Below are 15,979 nucleotides of genomic sequence, written 5' to 3' on the forward strand. Positions count from 1 at the left end.
TGGCCGTCCGCAGGTCGTCGATCCAGCCGAACTCCTCGCCGGCGGTCGCCTCGGCCGGCTCGGCGTCGGCCTTGCCCCGCCCCCACCGGCGGCCCTTGGCACGCGGGTCCCGCCGCTCGTCGGGGCCGTCCGCCGGCTGCTCCGGACCACGCGCCATCACTGCTGACCCTCCCCCACGGCGTCGCTGCCGCCCTCGTTCGCGCCGTCGGCCCGCACGGCGTCCGCCGGGCGGCCGCCGCTCACCGCCGCCTCGACCCGCGCCGGCGGCGTGGGCAGCCCGCGCACGATCCGGCGCAGCAACGGCAGCCGGGTGGCCACCGCCCGCTCCGCGCCGTGCCCGCTGGGTTGGTAGTAGTCGGTCCCGACGAGGTCGTCCGGAACGTACTGCTGGGTGACCACCCCGCGGTGGTCGTCGTGGGGGTAGCGGTAACCGGCCCCGTGGCCGAGGCCCCGGGCGCCGGCGTAGTGGGAGTCGCGCAGCCCCCGCGGCACGGCCCCGCCGCGACCGGCGCGCACGTCGGCGATGGCCGCGCCGATGGCGGTGGTGGCCGAGTTGGATTTCGGGGCGGTGGCCAGGTGGATGACCGCCTGGGCCAGGTTGAGCTGGGCCTCGGGCAGGCCGACGTATTCGACGGCGTGCGCGGCGGCGGTGGCGACGGTCAGCGCGGTGGGGTCGGCCATGCCGACGTCCTCGCTGGCGAAGATCACCATGCGCCGGGCGATGAACCGGGCGTCCTCGCCGGCCACCAGCATCCGGGCCAGCCAGTGCAGCGCGGCGTCCACGTCCGAGCCGCGCATGCTCTTGATGAACGCGCTGGTCACGTCGTAGTGGGCGTCGCCGTCACGGTCGTAGCGGACGGCCGCCACGTCGACCGCCTGCTCGGCGACGGCGAGGTCGATCCGGTCCACGCCGCGCGCGGTCGCGGTGGCCGCCGCCGCCTCCAGCGCGGTGAGCGCCTTGCGGACGTCGCCGCCGGCGAGGCGGACGAGGTGGTCCTCGGCGTCGGTGGCCAGGGTGAGCGCGCCGCCCAGCCCGCGCTCGTCGGCGACCGCGCGGCGCAGCAGGCCGCGGACGGCGTCGTCGTCGAGCGGCTGGAGGGTCAGCAGCACGCAACGGGACAGCAGCGGCGAGATGACCGAGAAGTACGGGTTCTCGGTGGTCGCCGCGAGCAGGGTGACCGTGCGGTCCTCGACGGCGGCGAGCAGCGAGTCCTGCTGGGTCTTGCTGAACCGGTGCACCTCGTCGATGAAGAGCACGGTGGGCGGGCCACCGGCGCGGCGCTGCCGGCGGGCGGTCTCGATGACCGCGCGGACGTCCTTCACCCCGGCGGTCAGCGCCGACATGGCGACGAAGCGGCGGTCGGTGGCCCGGGCCACGAGGTGCGCGATAGTGGTCTTGCCGCTGCCGGGCGGCCCCCAGAGGATCACCGACATCGGCGCGGCGGCCTCGACGAGTTGGCGCAGCGGGGCGCCGGGCGCGAGCAGGTGGTCCTGACCGACCAGCTCGTCGATGCTGGCCGGCCGCATCCGGACGGGCAGCGGCGAATCCGCCCCGGCGGCGGTGAACCCGTCGACGCCGCCGGAGCCCGCGGGGGCGCTGGGCGCTCCGGCGGGTTCGCCGAGGGTGAAGAGGGCGTCGGATTCCATCACGAGAACAGTACCGGGCCGGGCCGACGACGCTGGAATCGCGCCGCCGCCCGGCCCGGATGGTCGTTTCCGGTCAGCCCCGGCCCGGACGCCGGCCCCGGTACCAGCGGCCGCCGCCGGCGCCGCGCGGGCCGGAGCCGACCCCGGCCAGGTAGAGGGAGAGCAGCAGGAAGCCGATGAGCATGAGGGTGTGGGTGTTGAACAGGTCGGGCGCGCCGAAGTTCGTGTTCAGGAAGTCGATCAACAGGGCGAAGCCGAACACGATGGCCGCGAGAATGGCGAGCATGGTCGTTCCTCCGGTGGGGGGTCCCAGTAGGTCGGCGACGGATGTACCCAATCGGTCTGTTCGTCAATCTCCACCGTGGAACGCCCTGCCGCGGACGGCGGTTTCCCGTCAGCGGTCGGTGGCGAGGATCGCGTACCGGACGGAGTCCCACCAGGAGCCCCGGACCAGCAGGTGGTCCCGGCTGATCCCCTCGCACCGCATGCCGGCCTTCTCCAGCACCCGCCGCGAGGCGGCGTGGTCCGGCCGGGTCGTCGCCTCCACCCGGTGCAGCCCCACCGGCCCGAACGCGAGGTCGAGCAGCAGGCCGGCGATCCCGGTGCCGAGCCCCCGGCCCCAGTGGTCGGGGTGCACCACGTAGCCGATCTCGCCGCGCCGGTGCGGCACGCTCTCCACGGTGAGCGTGCCCAGCCCCAGCAACCGGTCACCGTCGACGGCGGCCAGCCGGTACGCCGGCCGCGGCTCGCCGCCCGCCTCCTCCCGCCAGGTGGACACGGCGTCGTGGACCTCGTCCCGGGTGGGCGCCCGCTCGTCCAGCACCCGGTCCAGCACCCGCGGCTCGGTCAGTAGCGCGTGCAGTGCGGGCACGTCCTCGTCGGCCCATTCCCGCAACCCGAAGCCTCGGCCGGCCAGTCGCACCGCTCGTGCGGAGTGGATGGGGGTCACGAGTTCTCCTCTCGTAGGCTGGCCGCATGATCGCTGCCGACCAGGTCCTGCTGGGCCGGGACACCCTGCTCGCGGCCACCGGCCATCACCCGTACGCCCGGCACGCCCTCTGGCGCGACCGGGCGGCGCGGGGCTGGCGGCGGGACGGCGCGGTGGGCTGGCTGCTCCCGCCGGAGCACGGGCCGGCGGGCGGCGCGCTCGGGGCGGCCGGGCCGGCGCTGGACGTGTTCGCGGGCCTGGTGGCGGACGGGACGCTGCACGCCGGCCAGTGGCTGCACCTGCCCCGGACCGACCCGGCGGAGGTGGCCGGCCGGTTCACGGTGGCGCGCCTCGACGAGTGGGACTTCCTCTGGACCACCGCGGCCCCGCCGGAGCAGCCGGAGGAGGAGCGCGTCGTCCGCCTCACCGAGGCCGACCATCCGGCGCTGTCCGCGCTGATCGACGAGGCCTTTCCGAGCACGACGTCCCGCCCGGGCGACCCGCGCATCGTCGACTGGTACGGCATCCGCGCCGGCGACCGCCTGGTGGCCTGCGGCGCCGACCGCACCCGGGGCGACATCGGCTTCCTGGCGGGGCTGACCGTGGCGCCGGACCGCCGGGGCCGCGGGCTCGGCGCGGCGCTCACCGCCGGGATGACCCGCGCCCTGCTGGCCCGGCACGACCAGGTGGCGCTCGGCGTCTACACCGCCAACGTCGGGGCGATCCGGCTCTACCGCCGGCTCGGCTACACCGGCACCGAGCCCCGCACCTCGGTCCACCTGGGCTGATCCAGCGACCACGGCCACCTCCCCGCTGCGGCTTCCCGTTCACCCGGCCTGGCCACCGCGCCGGGCCGGCGGCTGTCCCGCCGGCCCGACCGCGCCCCTCGCCCGGCCCGGGGCGGCGGGGCCGGGCACGGCGGTCAATCCGACCGGGCGGGCGTGGAGACCGAGAGCTGCACGGGGTCCACGGGGCCGGCCGGGTCGAGCGCCGGGCCGGGGTGGCCCGGGCCGGCGGCCGAGTCACCGGGCCGCTGCCCGCCCGCGTCGGGCTCCGCCGCCGCCGTCCGGCGCCCGGCCCGCCAGGCGGGCACGTAGAGCGGGGCGGCCACGGCGAGCACCACGCCGCCCACCAGCATGGCGACGGTGATGCTGGTGGCGTCGGCCACGGCGGTCAGCACCACCGCGCCGAGCGCGCCGGCCGGCTGGCCCATCATCGAGTTCAGCGAGAGCACGCTGGTCCGGTAGGGCCCGTCGACCTGCCGGTGCAGCAGTCCCATGTGCAGCGGGTTCGACGCGCCGTGCACGGTGTAGCAGGCCAGGTAGGCGATGAGCACCCCGACCGGGCCGGCGAGCAGGCCCATCCCGACCACGGTGACGCCCTGCAGCACCCGCATGAGCGCGGCGGCGGGCGCGGCGCCCAGCCGGCGCAGCAGCAGCGGGGTCAGCGCGGCGCCGGCGGCGTTGGCCAGCCAGGCCGCCGAGCTGGCGGGGCCGAGCAGCGCGGCGGCCCGGTCGGCGTCGCCGACCACCTCGGCCAGGCGCACCGGCAGCAGCGACTCGAAGGTGATCATGCCGAAGCCCCAGAACAGCTCGACGGCGACCAGGGCGAGCAGCACCCGGTTGCGGCGCAGCAGGCCGACGGCCTGGCCGACCATCCGCGGCGCCTCGGCCACCGAGGCCCGCACCGCGGCGGCGCCCTGGGCGGGCCGGTGCTCGACCAGCAACAGGGTGAGCGCGACCAGCGCGGCCGCCTGGAGGACGATGGCCACCAGCACGGGCAGGGCCAGCGCGCTGAGCGGTCCGACCGGGCCGAGCGCGACCAGGCCACCGCCGAGCAGCGCGCCGGCGCCGATGGCGACGCCGATGACGGTGCCGGCCCAGCCCAGGCCGCGCTCGTACTCGGCCTTCGGGTCGGCGGCCAGGGTCGCGTCGACGTACCAGGACTCCAGCGGGCCGCTGTCGAGCGCCCGGTAGATCCCCTGCAACGCCCAGACCAGGAAGAACATCCAGAACGAGTCGGCGACCACGAAGAGCACCAGCGAGACCAGGCAGACGGCCCAGGCGGCGAGCAGCACCGGCTTGCGGCCGAGCGCGTCGGCGAGCCCGCCGGTGGGCAGCTCCAGCGCCAGCACGACCAGGCCCTGGGCGGTGGCCACCAGGCCGATCTGGGACAGCGACAGGCCGCGCTCCTGCATCAGCAGGATCATCACCGGGGTGAGCAGGCCGGTGGGCAGCCAGCGCAGGCCGTAGAGGGTGAGGTAGCGGAACCGGATCTGGCGTACGGACAGGGCGGTCACCGGAACTCCTTGGGCAACGGGTAGGTGGCGAGGAAGATCTGCACCGGCTCGGCACCGGGCTCGGCCGGGTCCGCCTCGCTCCGGTGGCGTTCGAGCAGCTCCCAGACCTCGGCCTGGATCTCCGTCAGCCGGGAGGCCGGGACGGTCATGAAGAAGTCGCTCATGCCGAACGCGTCCCGCCACTCCGGCGCCCACTCGTCCTTGGTGGCGAACCACTGCTCCGCGTGCTGGGCCAGGAGGCGCACCTGGTCACCCTGGATCCAGTCGATCGCGGCGCGGGCGTCCGGGTCGTCGTCGAAGTCGGTCGGCTCCCAGTTGGTGACGTCGTGCGCGGCCTGCCACCAGCGCTGCCGGCCGGTGCCCCGGTCCGGGTCCTCCACGACCAGCCCCACCTCGGCGAGCTGGCGCAGGTGGTAGCTGGTGGCCCCGGTGTTGGTGCCGAGCATCTCGGCCAGCGCCGTGGCGGTGGACGGGCCCTTCACCCGCAGGGCGCCGACCAGGCGCATCCGCAGCGGGTGGGCCAGCACCCGCGCCTGTCGGTGATCCAGCCGCACCTCACGCGGCTCGGGACGCGATCCCTCGTTCTCCATGCCCTGCACAATATCTGTGCACAGTTTCTATGCACAAGGGTTATGCACAAAAACTGTGCACAGAGCGTCACGCCAGGATCTCGGTGATGCCGCGCAGTCGGGTCCGCAGCAGGCCCGCGGCCCGCGACGAGTCGAGGCGCACCTCGGCGGGACGGTGCAGGCCGGCCTCGGCGATGGTCACCGTCTTCAGGCCGGCCGGGTCGAGACCGTCGTGCCGTGCCACCAGCAGCCCCAGCTCGGCGCGGCTGACCGCCTCCGGCCCGGCCACGTTGAGCGTGCCGGCCAGGCCGGTGGGCACCAGTTCGAGCACCGCCGCGGCCAGGTCGGTCACGTGCACCGGGCAGCGGGCCTCGTCGGTGAAGAGGACGGCCCGGCCGGCCAGGGCGTCCCGGCAGAGCTGGATCTGCTTGCTCCCCTCCCCCACGATCAGCGACGTCCGCACCATCACCGCCCCCGGGTCGAGCGCCCGCACCGCCGTCTCGGCCGCCGCCTTCGCCGCCCCGTACGGGTGCAGCGGCGTGGGCACGTCGTCGTCGGCGTACGGCGTCGGCCGGCCGGCGTGCAGCGCGTCGCTGGACAGGTGCACGAGCCGCGCCCCCACCTCGGCGGCGGCCGCCGCGACGTGAGCCGCCCCGTCCGCGGTGACCCGCCAGTCGTCGTACCGGTAGGGGGTGGCCACGACGGCGTCGGGGCATACCTCGGTCAGCAGCGCGCGCACGGCGGCCCGGTCGGTGACGTCGAGCCGGCGCGGCGCTACACCCGGCACCGCGACGGCGGCCGAGTGGTATGTGCCGCTCACCCGGTGCCCGGCCGCCACCGCCTGCCGGCACACCTCGGCGCCCAGGAAGCCGCTGGCCCCCACCACGAGCAGGTTCATCCCGTCCTCCAGACGTCGAAAGGCCCGCGCCATCATGACGCGGGCCCTTCGTCGAAGGCGGATGAGGTGGGCCGTCCAGGCTGGCGCGACGTGTCCGGCGGCTGGCTCGTTGGTGCGACGAGGGTGGACGGAGGCGGACGATGGCGGCGGGACGCGGTGCCGGCCTGCTGCGCCCTCCCACGAGTTCGGGCCGCGCAACGTTCCTGGAGCTCTTCTTCGACCTGGCCTTCGTGGTGGCCCTCACCCGGGTCACGCAGCGATTCGTCGAGGTGAGCGATGACACCGGCTGGACGCTCGTCGCAGGGCTCGGTCGCACCCTGCTGCTCTTCCTGGCGCTCTGGCTGATCTGGTCGCACACCACCTGGATCACCAGTCGCTACGAACCGGAGCGGTCGATCATCCAGGCCGTCGTGGTCGGCACCATGCTCGCCGGCCTGGTCATGGCGGTGACACTGCCACGCGCCATGGAGGAGCGAGCGCTGCCGTTCGCGACCGCATACCTGATGGTGATGGGGGTGCGGCCGCTGGTGGTCGCCGCCGCGCTGCACGGCCATCCGCGACGCCTGGTGCCGTTCCGGCTTGCCGCCTGGGCTGCGGCGAGCGCGCCGCTCTGGCTGGTCGGCGCGGTGGGCCCGGACGCCCTTCGCCTGCCGCTGTGGGCTGCCGCGCTCGCTGTCGACTACCTCGCCTGGGCCCTGGGCTGGCCGCTGCCGCGGCTCGGGGCCGCAGCGGTGCAACGCTGGCGGATCGCCGGGACGCATCTTGCCGACCGTCACCAGCAGATATTCCTCGTCGCACTCGGTGAGACGATTCTGGTCATCAGCATGGTGTTCGGCGGCACGGACTTCTCCTCGGAGCGGGCCGCGGCCTTCGGGGTCGCGTTCGCCACCAGCGCGCTGCTCTGGCGGATCTACTTCCACCGTGCCGGCCTGCTGTTGTCCGAGGCGTTGGGTCGGGCGGGGATGCCCGGCCGGCTGGGCACGGTGTCGGAACGGACGCACCTGCTGATCGTGCTCGGCGTGCTCGTCACCGCGGTCGGCTACGAGCTGGTGATCGATCATCCGTACGGGCCGCCGCGGCCCAGTTGGCTTCTGTTCGCCGTGGGCGGTCCGGTGCTCTTCCTCGTCGCCTGCACGCTGCTGGAGTACGAGGTCTTCGGCCGGGTTTCCCGGTCCCGGGTGATCGGCCTGGTGGCCCTGCTGCTGTTCACGCCGGCGTTGGCCCGCTGGGCGCCGATGGTCGAGCTGAGCGTGGTGGCCGGAGTGCTGGCCCTGGTCGCGCTACTCGACGCGCTGCGGAGCCGGGGACGGCCGCTGGAGATCCCCGCCTCGCCGATCACGCGGGAGGCAGCCGGCGAGCGCGACTCCGAGGCGTGACCCGACGCCACCAGCGGTGACATCGTCAATGCAGGGGCCGAGGCACCGTCGTGTTCTCCAGGTCAGTCCGCCTTCGCGGCACGGCCGAGGCGGACGGCCGAGATGAGGAAGAAGATGGCGCCGGGGATGGCGTAGCCGATCGCGTTGGTCAGCGCGGGGTTGTCCGCGGCGGCGGCCGCGACGAACGACCCGCCGGCGAGCACGGAGAGCCCGCCGCTGATGATCATCGGCCACTGGCCGCCCATGGTGCGGCGGGTCACGCCGACGATCAGCTGCACCAGCCCGGCCACGATCGCCCAGGCACCCCAGACCTGCAGCATCGCCGGGATACCGGACGTGCCGGCAACGGCCAGGCCGATCGCGGCGAGCAGGCTGACCGCGATGTTCACGTACAGCAGGGTGGGCGATCCGGTGGCGCGCGACGCGCGGGCGTCGATGACGGCCGCGGCCACGTCGAACAACGGATAGATCACGAAAAGCGTGCGGGCGAGAGGGTTGAGGTCTCCGGCGATCGCGAACGTCACGCCGGCCCACACGATGGCGAAGGCGAAGCGGACGAAGTACAGCCGCCGCAGGGCGGCCGCCGTCGTCGGGATACCGGGGGCGGCAACGGTGGTCATGGTCATCCTTTCGGTGTTCCCGAGGGGGACCGCGACCAGCAGTGGCACGCGACCGGAACACCATCCGGTAGAACGAACGTTCTGTCTTTCCGCCAAGGTAGTGACCCGCACGCCGCCTTGTCAAGACCGAACGTTCTACCCACTGCGCGCGACGGCCGGATCCGGCGGTCCGAAAACAGTGACCGAACGTTCTGTTCGTTACGCTGAGGCTCATGGCACGTAGCGAATCCGGCGTCCGGCCGTCCGAGGCGCGACAGCGGCTCCTCACCACCGCGACCAGGATTTTCTACGGGGAGGGAATCCACTCGGTCGGCGTCGATCGGATCATCGCCGAGGCGAAAGTGACCCGGGCCACGTTCTATCGGCACTTCCCGGGCAAGGAGGATCTCGTCCTCGCTTATCTGCGGGCGGCCGATCACGCCATCCGCGACCAGGTGGACGCGGCCATCACCGCCGGCCTACCGGCGTCCGACACCCTGCGGGCCGCTGCGGAGTCCATTGCCCGGGACATCCAGTCCGCCGGCTTTCGCGGCTGCGCCTTCCTGAACGCGGTGGCGGAGTATCCCGACCCCGACCATCCCGTGCACCAGGCCGTCCTCGCGCATCGGCAGTGGTTCCTCGACACGATCAACGCCTTGCTGGCGAGCATTGAGGAAACAGAGGCCGAGTCCGCCGCGCGGCACTTCGTCATGCTCCGCGACGGCGCCATGGCGGCCGGCTGCCTCTTCGACCCTGCGCTGATCGCCGAGACCTTCCTCCGCGGCGTCGAGGGACTCATCCGGACCCACGCCGCACGCCGGCCATCCTGAGCTGCCGGGCGCTCACGACCTTCCGACGGCGCAGCACCTGAGCGCGCCGCGTGGCGCGTCATCCCATCCCCCCTCCCGCACGTCGATCCTGAGGATGGGCGGCGCACGCCGGAGCGGCCCCGGCCAACCTCAGGATCGACGGCGAGGAGCGGCGGATCAGGTGGGATCGGCCACCGGGGCGGCCGGACCGGCGGTGCCGGCGTGCGGGCCCGTGGGCGCCTTCGGCTTGGCGTCGATGCCGGCCTCGGCGCGCTGCTGGGCGGTGATCGGCGTCGGCGCGCCGGTCAGCGGGTCGAAGCCGCCGCGGGTCTTCGGGAAGGCGATGACCTCGCGGATCGAGTCCGCGCCGGCCAGCAGCATGCAGACCCGGTCCCAGCCGAAGGCGATGCCGCCGTGCGGCGGGGCTCCGTACTTGAACGCCTCCAGCAGGAAGCCGAACTTGTCCTGCGCCTCCTCGGCCGTGATGCCGAGCAGGTCGAACACCCGCTGCTGCACGTCGCCGCGGTGGATACGGATCGAGCCGCCACCGATCTCGTTGCCGTTGCAGACGATGTCGTACGCGTAGGCCAGCGCCCGGTCGGGCGCCTCCTCGAACCGGTCCACCCAGTCGGCGTTCGGCGAGGTGAACGGGTGGTGCACGGCGGTCCAGCCGCCCTCGTCCGTCTTCTCGAACATGGGCGCGTCGACCACCCAGCAGAACGCCCAGGCGCTCTCGTCGACCAGCTTGGCCCGCTTGGCGATCTCGATCCGGGCGGCGCCGAGCAGCTCCTGCGCCTCCCGGGCGTCGGCGCCGGCCGCGAAGAAGACGGCGTCGCCCGGCTTCGCGCCGACCGCGTCGGCCAGGCCGGCCAGGTGCGCCTCGGAGAGGTTCTTGGCCACCGGGCCGCGCGCCTCGCCGGTCTCCGCGTCGAGCACCACGTACGCGAGGCCCCGCGCGCCGCGCGCCTTGGCCCAGTCCTGCCAGCCGTCCAGCTCCTTGCGGGTCTGGCTCGCGCCGCCCGGCATGACCACGGCGCCCACGTAGCCGCCCGCGTCGATGGCGCCCGCGAACACCCGGAACTCGGTGCCGCGCAGGTAGTCGGTCAGCTCGGTCAGCTCGACGCCGTAGCGCAGGTCCGGCTTGTCCGAGCCGTAGCGGGACATGGCGTCGTGCCAGGTGATCCGCGGGATCGGCCGGGGGATCTCGTAGCCGGCCAGGTCGGACCAGAGCGCCGCGACGATCGCCTCGCCGAGGTCGATCACGTCGTCCTCGGTGACGAAGGACATCTCGATGTCGAGCTGGGTGAACTCCGGCTGCCGGTCGGCGCGGAAGTCCTCGTCCCGGTAGCAGCGGGCGATCTGGTAGTAGCGCTCCATGCCGCCGACCATGAGCAGCTGCTTGAACAGCTGCGGCGACTGCGGCAGCGCGTACCAGCTGCCCGGCTGGAGGCGGACCGGGACCAGGAAGTCGCGGGCGCCCTCCGGCGTGGAGCGGGTCAGCGTCGGGGTCTCGATCTCCAGGAAGTCCCGCTCGTGCAGCACCGAGCGGGCGAGCTGGTTGGCCCGCGAGCGCAGCCGCATGGCCTTCGCCGGGCCGCCGCGGCGCAGGTCGAGGTAGCGGTACTTGAGCCGGATGTCGTCGCCGGCCTCGATCTGGTCGTCGACCGGGAGCGGCAGCGGGGCGGCCTCGGAGAGCACCTCCAGCGCCGTGGCGGTCACCTCGACCTCGCCGGTCGGCAGGTCGGGGTTCTCGTTGCCCTCGGGCCGGCGGGTCACCTCGCCGGTGACCTTCACGCAGAACTCGTTGCGCAACGCGTGCGCGTCCTCCTCGCGGAAGACCACCTGCACGACGCCCGAGGCGTCGCGCAGGTCGACGAAGATGACACCGCCGTGGTCGCGCCGGCGGGCCACCCACCCGGCGAGCGTCACCGTCGAGCCGGCGTCCGCGGCGCGCAGGCTTCCGGCATTGTGGGTACGGATCACGGCTTGCGTCTCCTCATCTGGTCCACGTCTGCTCCCCGCATTCTGTCAGGGCGGGCGGGCCGGCTCCCCGGCACCCGGCGGGCCGGTCCTGCGGCGAACCCCGGGCCGGGGCCGGGCCGGGCGGTTACCGTGGCCGGGTGCGTGCCGTACCGACCTGGGCCGTGGTCACGGCGGCGGCCGCGCCCGTCCTGCTGGTGGCGGGCTGGACGGTGGCCGGCGCCCGGCAGCCCACAGGCTACGACCCGGTGCGGGACACGATCAGCGAGCTGGCCGGCGAGGGCGCGACCGACTCGTGGCTCATGGCGGGCTGCCTGGTCCTGCTCGGCTGCTGCTACCTGGGCACCGCGCTGGTGCTGCACGCGGCCGGGCTGCCCAGCCGGTTCCTGCTCGCGCTCGGCGGGGCGGCCACCATCGCGCTGATCGCCTTCCCCCGGCCGCAGGTCGGCGGGTCGCCGGCACACGGGACGGTGGCGACGGTCGCGGTGCTCGCCCTGTCGCTCTGGCCGGCCGGGTCGGCGCTGCGGCTGCCCCGGGCGGTCCGGCGCGGTGTGGCCGCCTCGCCCGCCGGCACGCCGCCGTGGGCGTTCCGCCGGCCCGTGGCGCTGGCCGCGACGGCGCTGCTGCTGGTCCTCTTCGGCTGGTTCGTCGTGGAGGTGACCGGCGGGTCGCGGACCGGGCTGGCCGAGCGGGTGGCCGCGCTGGCCGTCGCGCTCTGGCCGCTGGCCGCGGTCCTCTCCGCCCGCCGGGCCCACCGGCACCGGTCGGCGCGGCGACCCGACCCGCCCCGGGCGGACCCGTCCCGGCCGGGCCGGCCGCCGGTCACTCCGGGTCGGCCGGGAGCAGGTGGTTGACCCGTACGTCGTCGTCGGCCAGCGCCCGGGCGCGCTCCTCGGCCACCCGGTCCGCCCCGGTGAGCCGGCCGCCGTGCTGGCGCAGGTGCTCCTCCCAGGACGGGACCTGGTAGACCTCCACGAAGCCGTGCGTCCGCTCCCCGGCCCGGAACAGTCCCCAGCGCATCGCCCCGGTCCGCCGACGGGACCGCCCGACCGCCCGCATGGCCTCGACGAATTCGGCCTGCCGCTCCGGGCGGACCGTGTAGGAGACGGTGACCAGGACCGGGCCGCCGCGCGGCTGCGGCTCCAGGGCGAGGTTCGGCTCGGGCCAGTAGATCGCCGGGTCGCGGTCCACGCCGCGGGTCTCCCGCAGCGGCCAGAGCAGCACGCTGAGCGCGCCGACCGCCATCACCACGGCGGCCGCCGTGAGCGCCCCGACCAGGCCGGTGACCTCGCCGAGCGCGCCCCAGGCCACCGCGCCGAGCGCCTGCCCGCCGGCGAAGAACATCTGGTAGATCGACAGGCCGCGGGCGCGTACCCAGCCGGGGAGGAACAGCTGCATGGCGGCGTTGACGCTGGACAGGACGGTCATCCAGGCCAGCCCGGCGGGCACCAGCGCGGCCACCGCCACGGCCGGCTGCGGCACCAGCGCGAGCACCAGCAGCACCCCGGCGTAGAGCAGGCCGGCGAGGAGCAGCAGCCGGTTGCTGGAGAGCACCCGGCGGACCCGGGGCAGGACCAGGGCGCCGGCCACCGCGCCGACGCCGAGCGCGCCGAGCAGCACACCGTACCCGCCGGCGCCCAGGCCGAGCCGGCGGCTGGCGACCAGCGGCAGCAGCGCCCACAGTGCGCTGCCCGGCACCACGAACAGGGCGGCCCGCAGCAGGATCCGGCGCACCACCGGGGAGTGCCGTACGTACCGGCCGCCGGCCCGCAGCGCCGCGGTGAACCGCTCCGGCACCGGCTCGTTCTCCGGCCGGTCGGGACGCCAGCGCAGCAGTGCCAGCGCGAAGATCGCGAACGAGACGGCGTTGACCGCGAAGACCACCGCGACGCCGGCCCGGGCCACCAGCACGCCGGCCACCGCGGGCCCGACCGAGCGGGCCAGGTTGACGCTGATCGAGCCGAGCGCCGAGGCGGAGACGAGCTGCGCCCGGGGCACCAGCTCGGGGATCACCGCCTGCCAGGCGGGCAGGGTGAGCGCCTGCCCCACGCCGAGGCCGAAGGTGAGGGTGAGCAGCAGGGCCGGCGGCATCCGGTGGGCCGCGGTCAGCGTGGTGAGCAGGACGCCGACCGCGGCCAGGAAGCACTGCACGGCGATCAGCAGCCGCCGCCGGTCGAAGGTGTCGGCGAGGGCGCCGGCCGGCAGGGCCAGCAGCAGCACCGGCAGCATGCTGGCGGTCTGCACCAGCGAGACCAGGGTCGGCGCGTTGGGCTGGTCCACCAGCAGCCACTGGGCGCCGACGGTCTGCATCCAGGTGCCGACGTTGCTGGCGAGCACGGCCAGCCAGAGGCTGCGGAACGCGGCGATCCGCAGCGGGGCCCAGGCGGACGCCGGCTCCGTGGTCGGGGTGGTCACGGGGGTGCTCACCGGGCGGAACGTACCCCGCCCGGCGCCGGTCAGTCCGGTGATCCACGCAAGCGGACGGGCCGCCGGTCGCCCGGCGGCCCGTTCACGTGGGGTGGATCAGTAGACGCTGACGCCGTAGCGGCTCAGCACCTCGGTGACCGGCTGGAAGTAGGTGGTGCCGCCGGAGGAGCAGTTGCCGCTGCCGCCGGAGGTGAGGCCAAGCGCGGTGCTGCCGGCGAAGAGCGAGCCGCCGCTGTCACCGGGCTCGGCGCAGACGGTGGTGCGGATCAGGCCGGAGACGCTGCCCTCGGCGTAGTTGACGGTGGCGTTCAGGGCGGTCACCGAGCCGCTGCGCACGCCGGTGGTGCTGCCGGAGCGCCGGACGCTCTGGCCCACGTAGGCGTTGCCGGCGGCGGTGATGTCCTGGTAGCTGCCGTTGTAGAGGTAGACGTTGCCCGGCTGCGCGGTGCTCTGGTTGCTGTACCGCACGATGCCGTAGTCGTTACCGGGGAAGCTGGTGCCGTAGCGGCTGCCCAGCAGGCTCGTCTGGGCGGAGTTGCTGTACCAGCTCGACGAGATGTTGGTGCAGTGCCCGGCGGTGATGAAGTAGTAGGTGCTGCCGGCGCGCACGTTGAAGCCGAGCGAGCAGCGACCGCCGCCGCCGGCGTAGATGGCGTTGCCGCCGGAGATCCGGGTGCTCAGCACGCCGGCCTCGGCCTCGATCCGGACCGCGCCACCGGTGCGGGCGGCGGCCGACTTGACCCGCTCCAGCTTGGCGCCGGTGACGGTGCTGTCCACGGAGACGACGACCTGGTTGGTGGCCGGGTCGGTCCACCAGGCAGTGCCGGGGACCTTGGCGGACCGCTCCAGCTCGTTGGTGGCCGCCGCGAGCTGGGCGGCGCCCCGGGTGACGAGCTTCGGGGTGGCACCGGCGGCGCGGACCTGGCGGGCGGCCGCGGCGTCGGTCACCGCGACGACCATGGTGCCGCTGCTGTCGGCGTACGCGCCGGCGGCGCGGTCACCGAGCTTCGAGGCGAGGGCGGCGGCGGCGTCGGGCGAGGCGGGCGAGGGGGCCGCCTGGGCGGGCGCGCCGAGCAGCGAACCGGTGACCAGGGTGCCGGCCACCGCGACGGCAACGGCGCGGCGGAGCGTGGACCTCGTGGGTCGCATGTAACAACCTCCGGATGGGGGTGACGGGCGCTGTCATGCGGACGCGCCCGGGGACAACCCGGCCGACCTGGGGAAACCGGCCGGGCGACCCAAGTATTCACACATTTAAGATCCTAAGCAAGACATGGCTTTGCCCGAATTCGCGCGGCAGCGCGATGTAACCACGAAGCAACACCGACGACATCGGCTGTCAGAGCCCGCCGGCCACTAGACGCGGCGGCGGGCCCCCGGGCCGGGGCGCGGCAGCACGTCGCGCGGGTCGGTCACCTCGTGCCCCTCGGCGCACCGCAGCGCCGCCCGCACCTCGGCGCCGCAGTCGCGGTGGGTCACCGCCAGCGGCGAGCCCTCCGGGTCGGCCAGGTAGCGGTCGCCCCAGCCCAGCACCGCCACCAGCACCGGCCAGAGGTCGAGCCCCTTGCCGGTGAGCCGGTACTCGTGCCGCAGCCGGCTGCCCGGCTCCCGGTAGGGCTCCCGGCGCAGCACACCCTGCTCGACCAGCATGGCCAGCCGGTTGGTGAGCACCTGCCGGGGGATGCCGGTGCGCACCCGCATGTCGTCGAAGCGGCGCACGCCGTTGAAGACCTCCCGGAGGACGACCAGGGTCCACCGCTCGCCGAGGATCTCCATGGCGCGGGCGATCGTGCAGTTCTCCACCGACCAGTCCAGTGCCGCGGGTCTCATGCCGACCAGGCTAGGTCTGATTGACAGACTCAGCAACGCGCTGCGAGGCTGAGTCCATGACACAGACGCAGGAGCGCACCCGCACCTTCACCTGGTCCGACCCGGTCGCCGGGGCCGCGCACATCGGCCGGCGCGGCGGCCTGGAGCTGCTGCACGCCATGATCGCCGGGGAGCTGGCCGCGCCGCCGGTCATGCACCTCATCGACATGGCCCGGATGGAGGCGGACGAGGGCCGCGTCACCGTCGAGCTGGTGCCGCAGGAGTTCCACTACAACCCGCTGGGCACCGTGCACGGCGGCGTGCTCTCCACGCTGCTGGACACCGCCGCCGCGTGCGCCGTGCACACCACCCTGCCGGCCGGCGTCGGCTACACGTCGCTGGATCTGAACGTGAAGTTCCTCCGCCCGGTCACGGTCGCCAGCGGCACCCTCCGCTGTGAGGGCACCGTGCTGCAGCGGGGCCGCCGCACCGCCCTGGCCGAGGCGAGGCTGACCGACGCGCGGGACCGGCTGGTCGCGCACGCCACGTCGAGCTGCCTGATCTTCCCCCTCGACCAGCCCGCCTGAGCGGGACCGGGCGGAGGGCGAGAGCCGCTCCGGGCGCCGGCCGCCGTCCCG

The 15,979-nt window shown here is 74.5% G+C and carries 16 protein-coding genes; 5 read left to right on the plus strand and 11 right to left on the minus strand.

The genetic code is table 11. From position 1 onward, the window contains the following. Nucleotides 1-156 precede the first annotated feature (156 nt). From F8274_RS09175 to F8274_RS09185, 3 genes are all read right to left on the minus strand, one after another. Complete coding sequence (locus tag F8274_RS09175; RefSeq protein WP_151461858.1) at nt 157-1,647, minus strand: replication-associated recombination protein A; 1,491 nt, start codon at nt 1,645-1,647, stop codon at nt 157-159. Between the two features lie 73 nt (nt 1,648-1,720). Beyond that, on the minus strand, nt 1,721-1,933 hold the full coding sequence (locus tag F8274_RS09180) for a hypothetical protein (protein WP_107079061.1): 213 nt from the start codon (nt 1,931-1,933) through the stop codon (nt 1,721-1,723). Nucleotides 1,934-2,041: 108 nt separating this feature from the next. Further along, nucleotides 2,042-2,596: a GNAT family N-acetyltransferase gene (locus tag F8274_RS09185; protein WP_151461859.1), complete on the minus strand. Its 555-nt coding sequence runs from the start codon at nt 2,594-2,596 to the stop codon at nt 2,042-2,044. A gap of 26 nt (nt 2,597-2,622) precedes the next feature. Between F8274_RS09185 and F8274_RS32450 the strand changes: the two genes are divergently transcribed. After that, nucleotides 2,623-3,363 (plus strand): GNAT family N-acetyltransferase, encoded by a 741-nt coding sequence (locus F8274_RS32450; RefSeq protein WP_151461860.1) that lies wholly within the window; start codon nt 2,623-2,625, stop codon nt 3,361-3,363. Nucleotides 3,364-3,497: 134 nt separating this feature from the next. Here F8274_RS32450 and F8274_RS09195 read toward each other — a convergent pair whose 3' ends face one another. The 3 genes from F8274_RS09195 to F8274_RS09205 form a co-directional block, all read right to left on the minus strand. Beyond that, entirely contained in the window at nt 3,498-4,874 is a 1,377-nt protein-coding gene (locus F8274_RS09195; protein ID WP_151461861.1) for an MFS transporter, read from the minus strand. Next, a complete protein-coding gene (locus F8274_RS09200) occupies nt 4,871-5,464 on the minus strand; it encodes a transcriptional regulator (protein WP_151461862.1) in 594 nt (197 codons plus the stop codon). Before F8274_RS09200 ends, F8274_RS09195 begins: the two co-directional genes overlap by 4 nt. Nucleotides 5,465-5,531: 67 nt before the next feature. Further along, complete coding sequence (locus F8274_RS09205) at nt 5,532-6,341, minus strand: sugar nucleotide-binding protein (RefSeq protein WP_151461863.1); 810 nt, start codon at nt 6,339-6,341, stop codon at nt 5,532-5,534. A 140-nt stretch (nt 6,342-6,481) separates the two neighbouring features. Between F8274_RS09205 and F8274_RS09210 the strand changes: the two genes are divergently transcribed. After that, nucleotides 6,482-7,717: a low temperature requirement protein A gene (locus F8274_RS09210; protein ID WP_151461864.1), complete on the plus strand. Its 1,236-nt coding sequence runs from the start codon at nt 6,482-6,484 to the stop codon at nt 7,715-7,717. 62 nt (nt 7,718-7,779) lie between these two features. Here F8274_RS09210 and F8274_RS09215 read toward each other — a convergent pair whose 3' ends face one another. Next, entirely contained in the window at nt 7,780-8,448 is a 669-nt protein-coding gene (locus F8274_RS09215) for a hypothetical protein (protein WP_225853688.1), read from the minus strand. A gap of 101 nt (nt 8,449-8,549) precedes the next feature. Between F8274_RS09215 and F8274_RS09220 the strand changes: the two genes are divergently transcribed. Further along, nucleotides 8,550-9,146 carry a TetR/AcrR family transcriptional regulator gene (locus F8274_RS09220; RefSeq protein ID WP_151461865.1) on the plus strand — a complete coding sequence of 199 codons (597 nt, stop codon included), beginning with the start codon at nt 8,550-8,552 and terminating at the stop codon, nt 9,144-9,146. A gap of 156 nt (nt 9,147-9,302) precedes the next feature. Here F8274_RS09220 and aspS read toward each other — a convergent pair whose 3' ends face one another. Further along, the gene (aspS, locus tag F8274_RS09225) at nt 9,303-11,108 is read right to left on the minus strand and encodes an aspartate--tRNA ligase (protein ID WP_151461866.1); all 1,806 of its coding nucleotides are present in this window, start codon (nt 11,106-11,108) and stop codon (nt 9,303-9,305) included. Between the two features lie 137 nt (nt 11,109-11,245). On the opposite strand from aspS, the gene F8274_RS09230 reads away from it, so the two are divergent. Further along, on the plus strand, nt 11,246-11,959 hold the full coding sequence (locus tag F8274_RS09230; protein ID WP_225853689.1) for a DUF998 domain-containing protein: 714 nt from the start codon (nt 11,246-11,248) through the stop codon (nt 11,957-11,959). Here F8274_RS09230 and F8274_RS09235 read toward each other — a convergent pair. The 3 genes from F8274_RS09235 to F8274_RS09245 all read right to left on the minus strand — a co-directional run bounded on the left by F8274_RS09235 (nt 11,928) and on the right by F8274_RS09245 (nt 15,362). Next, entirely contained in the window at nt 11,928-13,532 is a 1,605-nt protein-coding gene (locus F8274_RS09235) for an MFS transporter (RefSeq protein WP_225853690.1), read from the minus strand. The genes F8274_RS09230 and F8274_RS09235 overlap by 32 nt on opposite strands. 96 nt (nt 13,533-13,628) lie before the next feature. Beyond that, entirely contained in the window at nt 13,629-14,681 is a 1,053-nt protein-coding gene (locus F8274_RS09240; RefSeq protein ID WP_151461867.1) for a S1 family peptidase, read from the minus strand. A 207-nt stretch (nt 14,682-14,888) separates the two neighbouring features. Continuing rightward, on the minus strand, nt 14,889-15,362 hold the full coding sequence (locus F8274_RS09245; RefSeq protein WP_151461868.1) for a helix-turn-helix domain-containing protein: 474 nt from the start codon (nt 15,360-15,362) through the stop codon (nt 14,889-14,891). Nucleotides 15,363-15,418: 56 nt separating this feature from the next. On the opposite strand from F8274_RS09245, the gene F8274_RS09250 reads away from it, so the two are divergent. Next, entirely contained in the window at nt 15,419-15,928 is a 510-nt protein-coding gene (locus F8274_RS09250; protein WP_151461869.1) for a PaaI family thioesterase, read from the plus strand. Nucleotides 15,929-15,979 lie beyond the last annotated feature (51 nt).

Origin of the sequence: Micromonospora sp. AMSO31t (assembly GCF_008868175.1) — a bacterium.
In the GTDB taxonomy this organism is placed as follows: Bacteria; Actinomycetota; Actinomycetes; order Mycobacteriales; family Micromonosporaceae; genus Micromonospora.

Excerpts from the sequence above, each read along its gene's own strand:
- F8274_RS09200 (WP_151461862.1), bottom strand. The coding sequence starts at position 5,464 with ATGGAGAACGAGGGATCGCGTCCCGAGCCGCGTGAGGTGCGGCTGGAT.
- F8274_RS09250 (WP_151461869.1), top strand. The coding sequence starts at position 15,419 with ATGACACAGACGCAGGAGCGCACCCGCACCTTCACCTGGTCCGACCCG.
- F8274_RS09180 (WP_107079061.1), bottom strand. The coding sequence starts at position 1,933 with ATGCTCGCCATTCTCGCGGCCATCGTGTTCGGCTTCGCCCTGTTGATC.
- F8274_RS09240 (WP_151461867.1), bottom strand. The coding sequence starts at position 14,681 with ATGCGACCCACGAGGTCCACGCTCCGCCGCGCCGTTGCCGTCGCGGTG.
- F8274_RS32450 (WP_151461860.1), top strand. The coding sequence starts at position 2,623 with ATGATCGCTGCCGACCAGGTCCTGCTGGGCCGGGACACCCTGCTCGCG.
- F8274_RS09220 (WP_151461865.1), top strand. The coding sequence starts at position 8,550 with ATGGCACGTAGCGAATCCGGCGTCCGGCCGTCCGAGGCGCGACAGCGG.
- F8274_RS09205 (WP_151461863.1), bottom strand. The coding sequence starts at position 6,341 with ATGAACCTGCTCGTGGTGGGGGCCAGCGGCTTCCTGGGCGCCGAGGTG.
- F8274_RS09175 (WP_151461858.1), bottom strand. The coding sequence starts at position 1,647 with ATGGAATCCGACGCCCTCTTCACCCTCGGCGAACCCGCCGGAGCGCCC.
- F8274_RS09210 (WP_151461864.1), top strand. The coding sequence starts at position 6,482 with ATGGCGGCGGGACGCGGTGCCGGCCTGCTGCGCCCTCCCACGAGTTCG.
- F8274_RS09245 (WP_151461868.1), bottom strand. The coding sequence starts at position 15,362 with ATGAGACCCGCGGCACTGGACTGGTCGGTGGAGAACTGCACGATCGCC.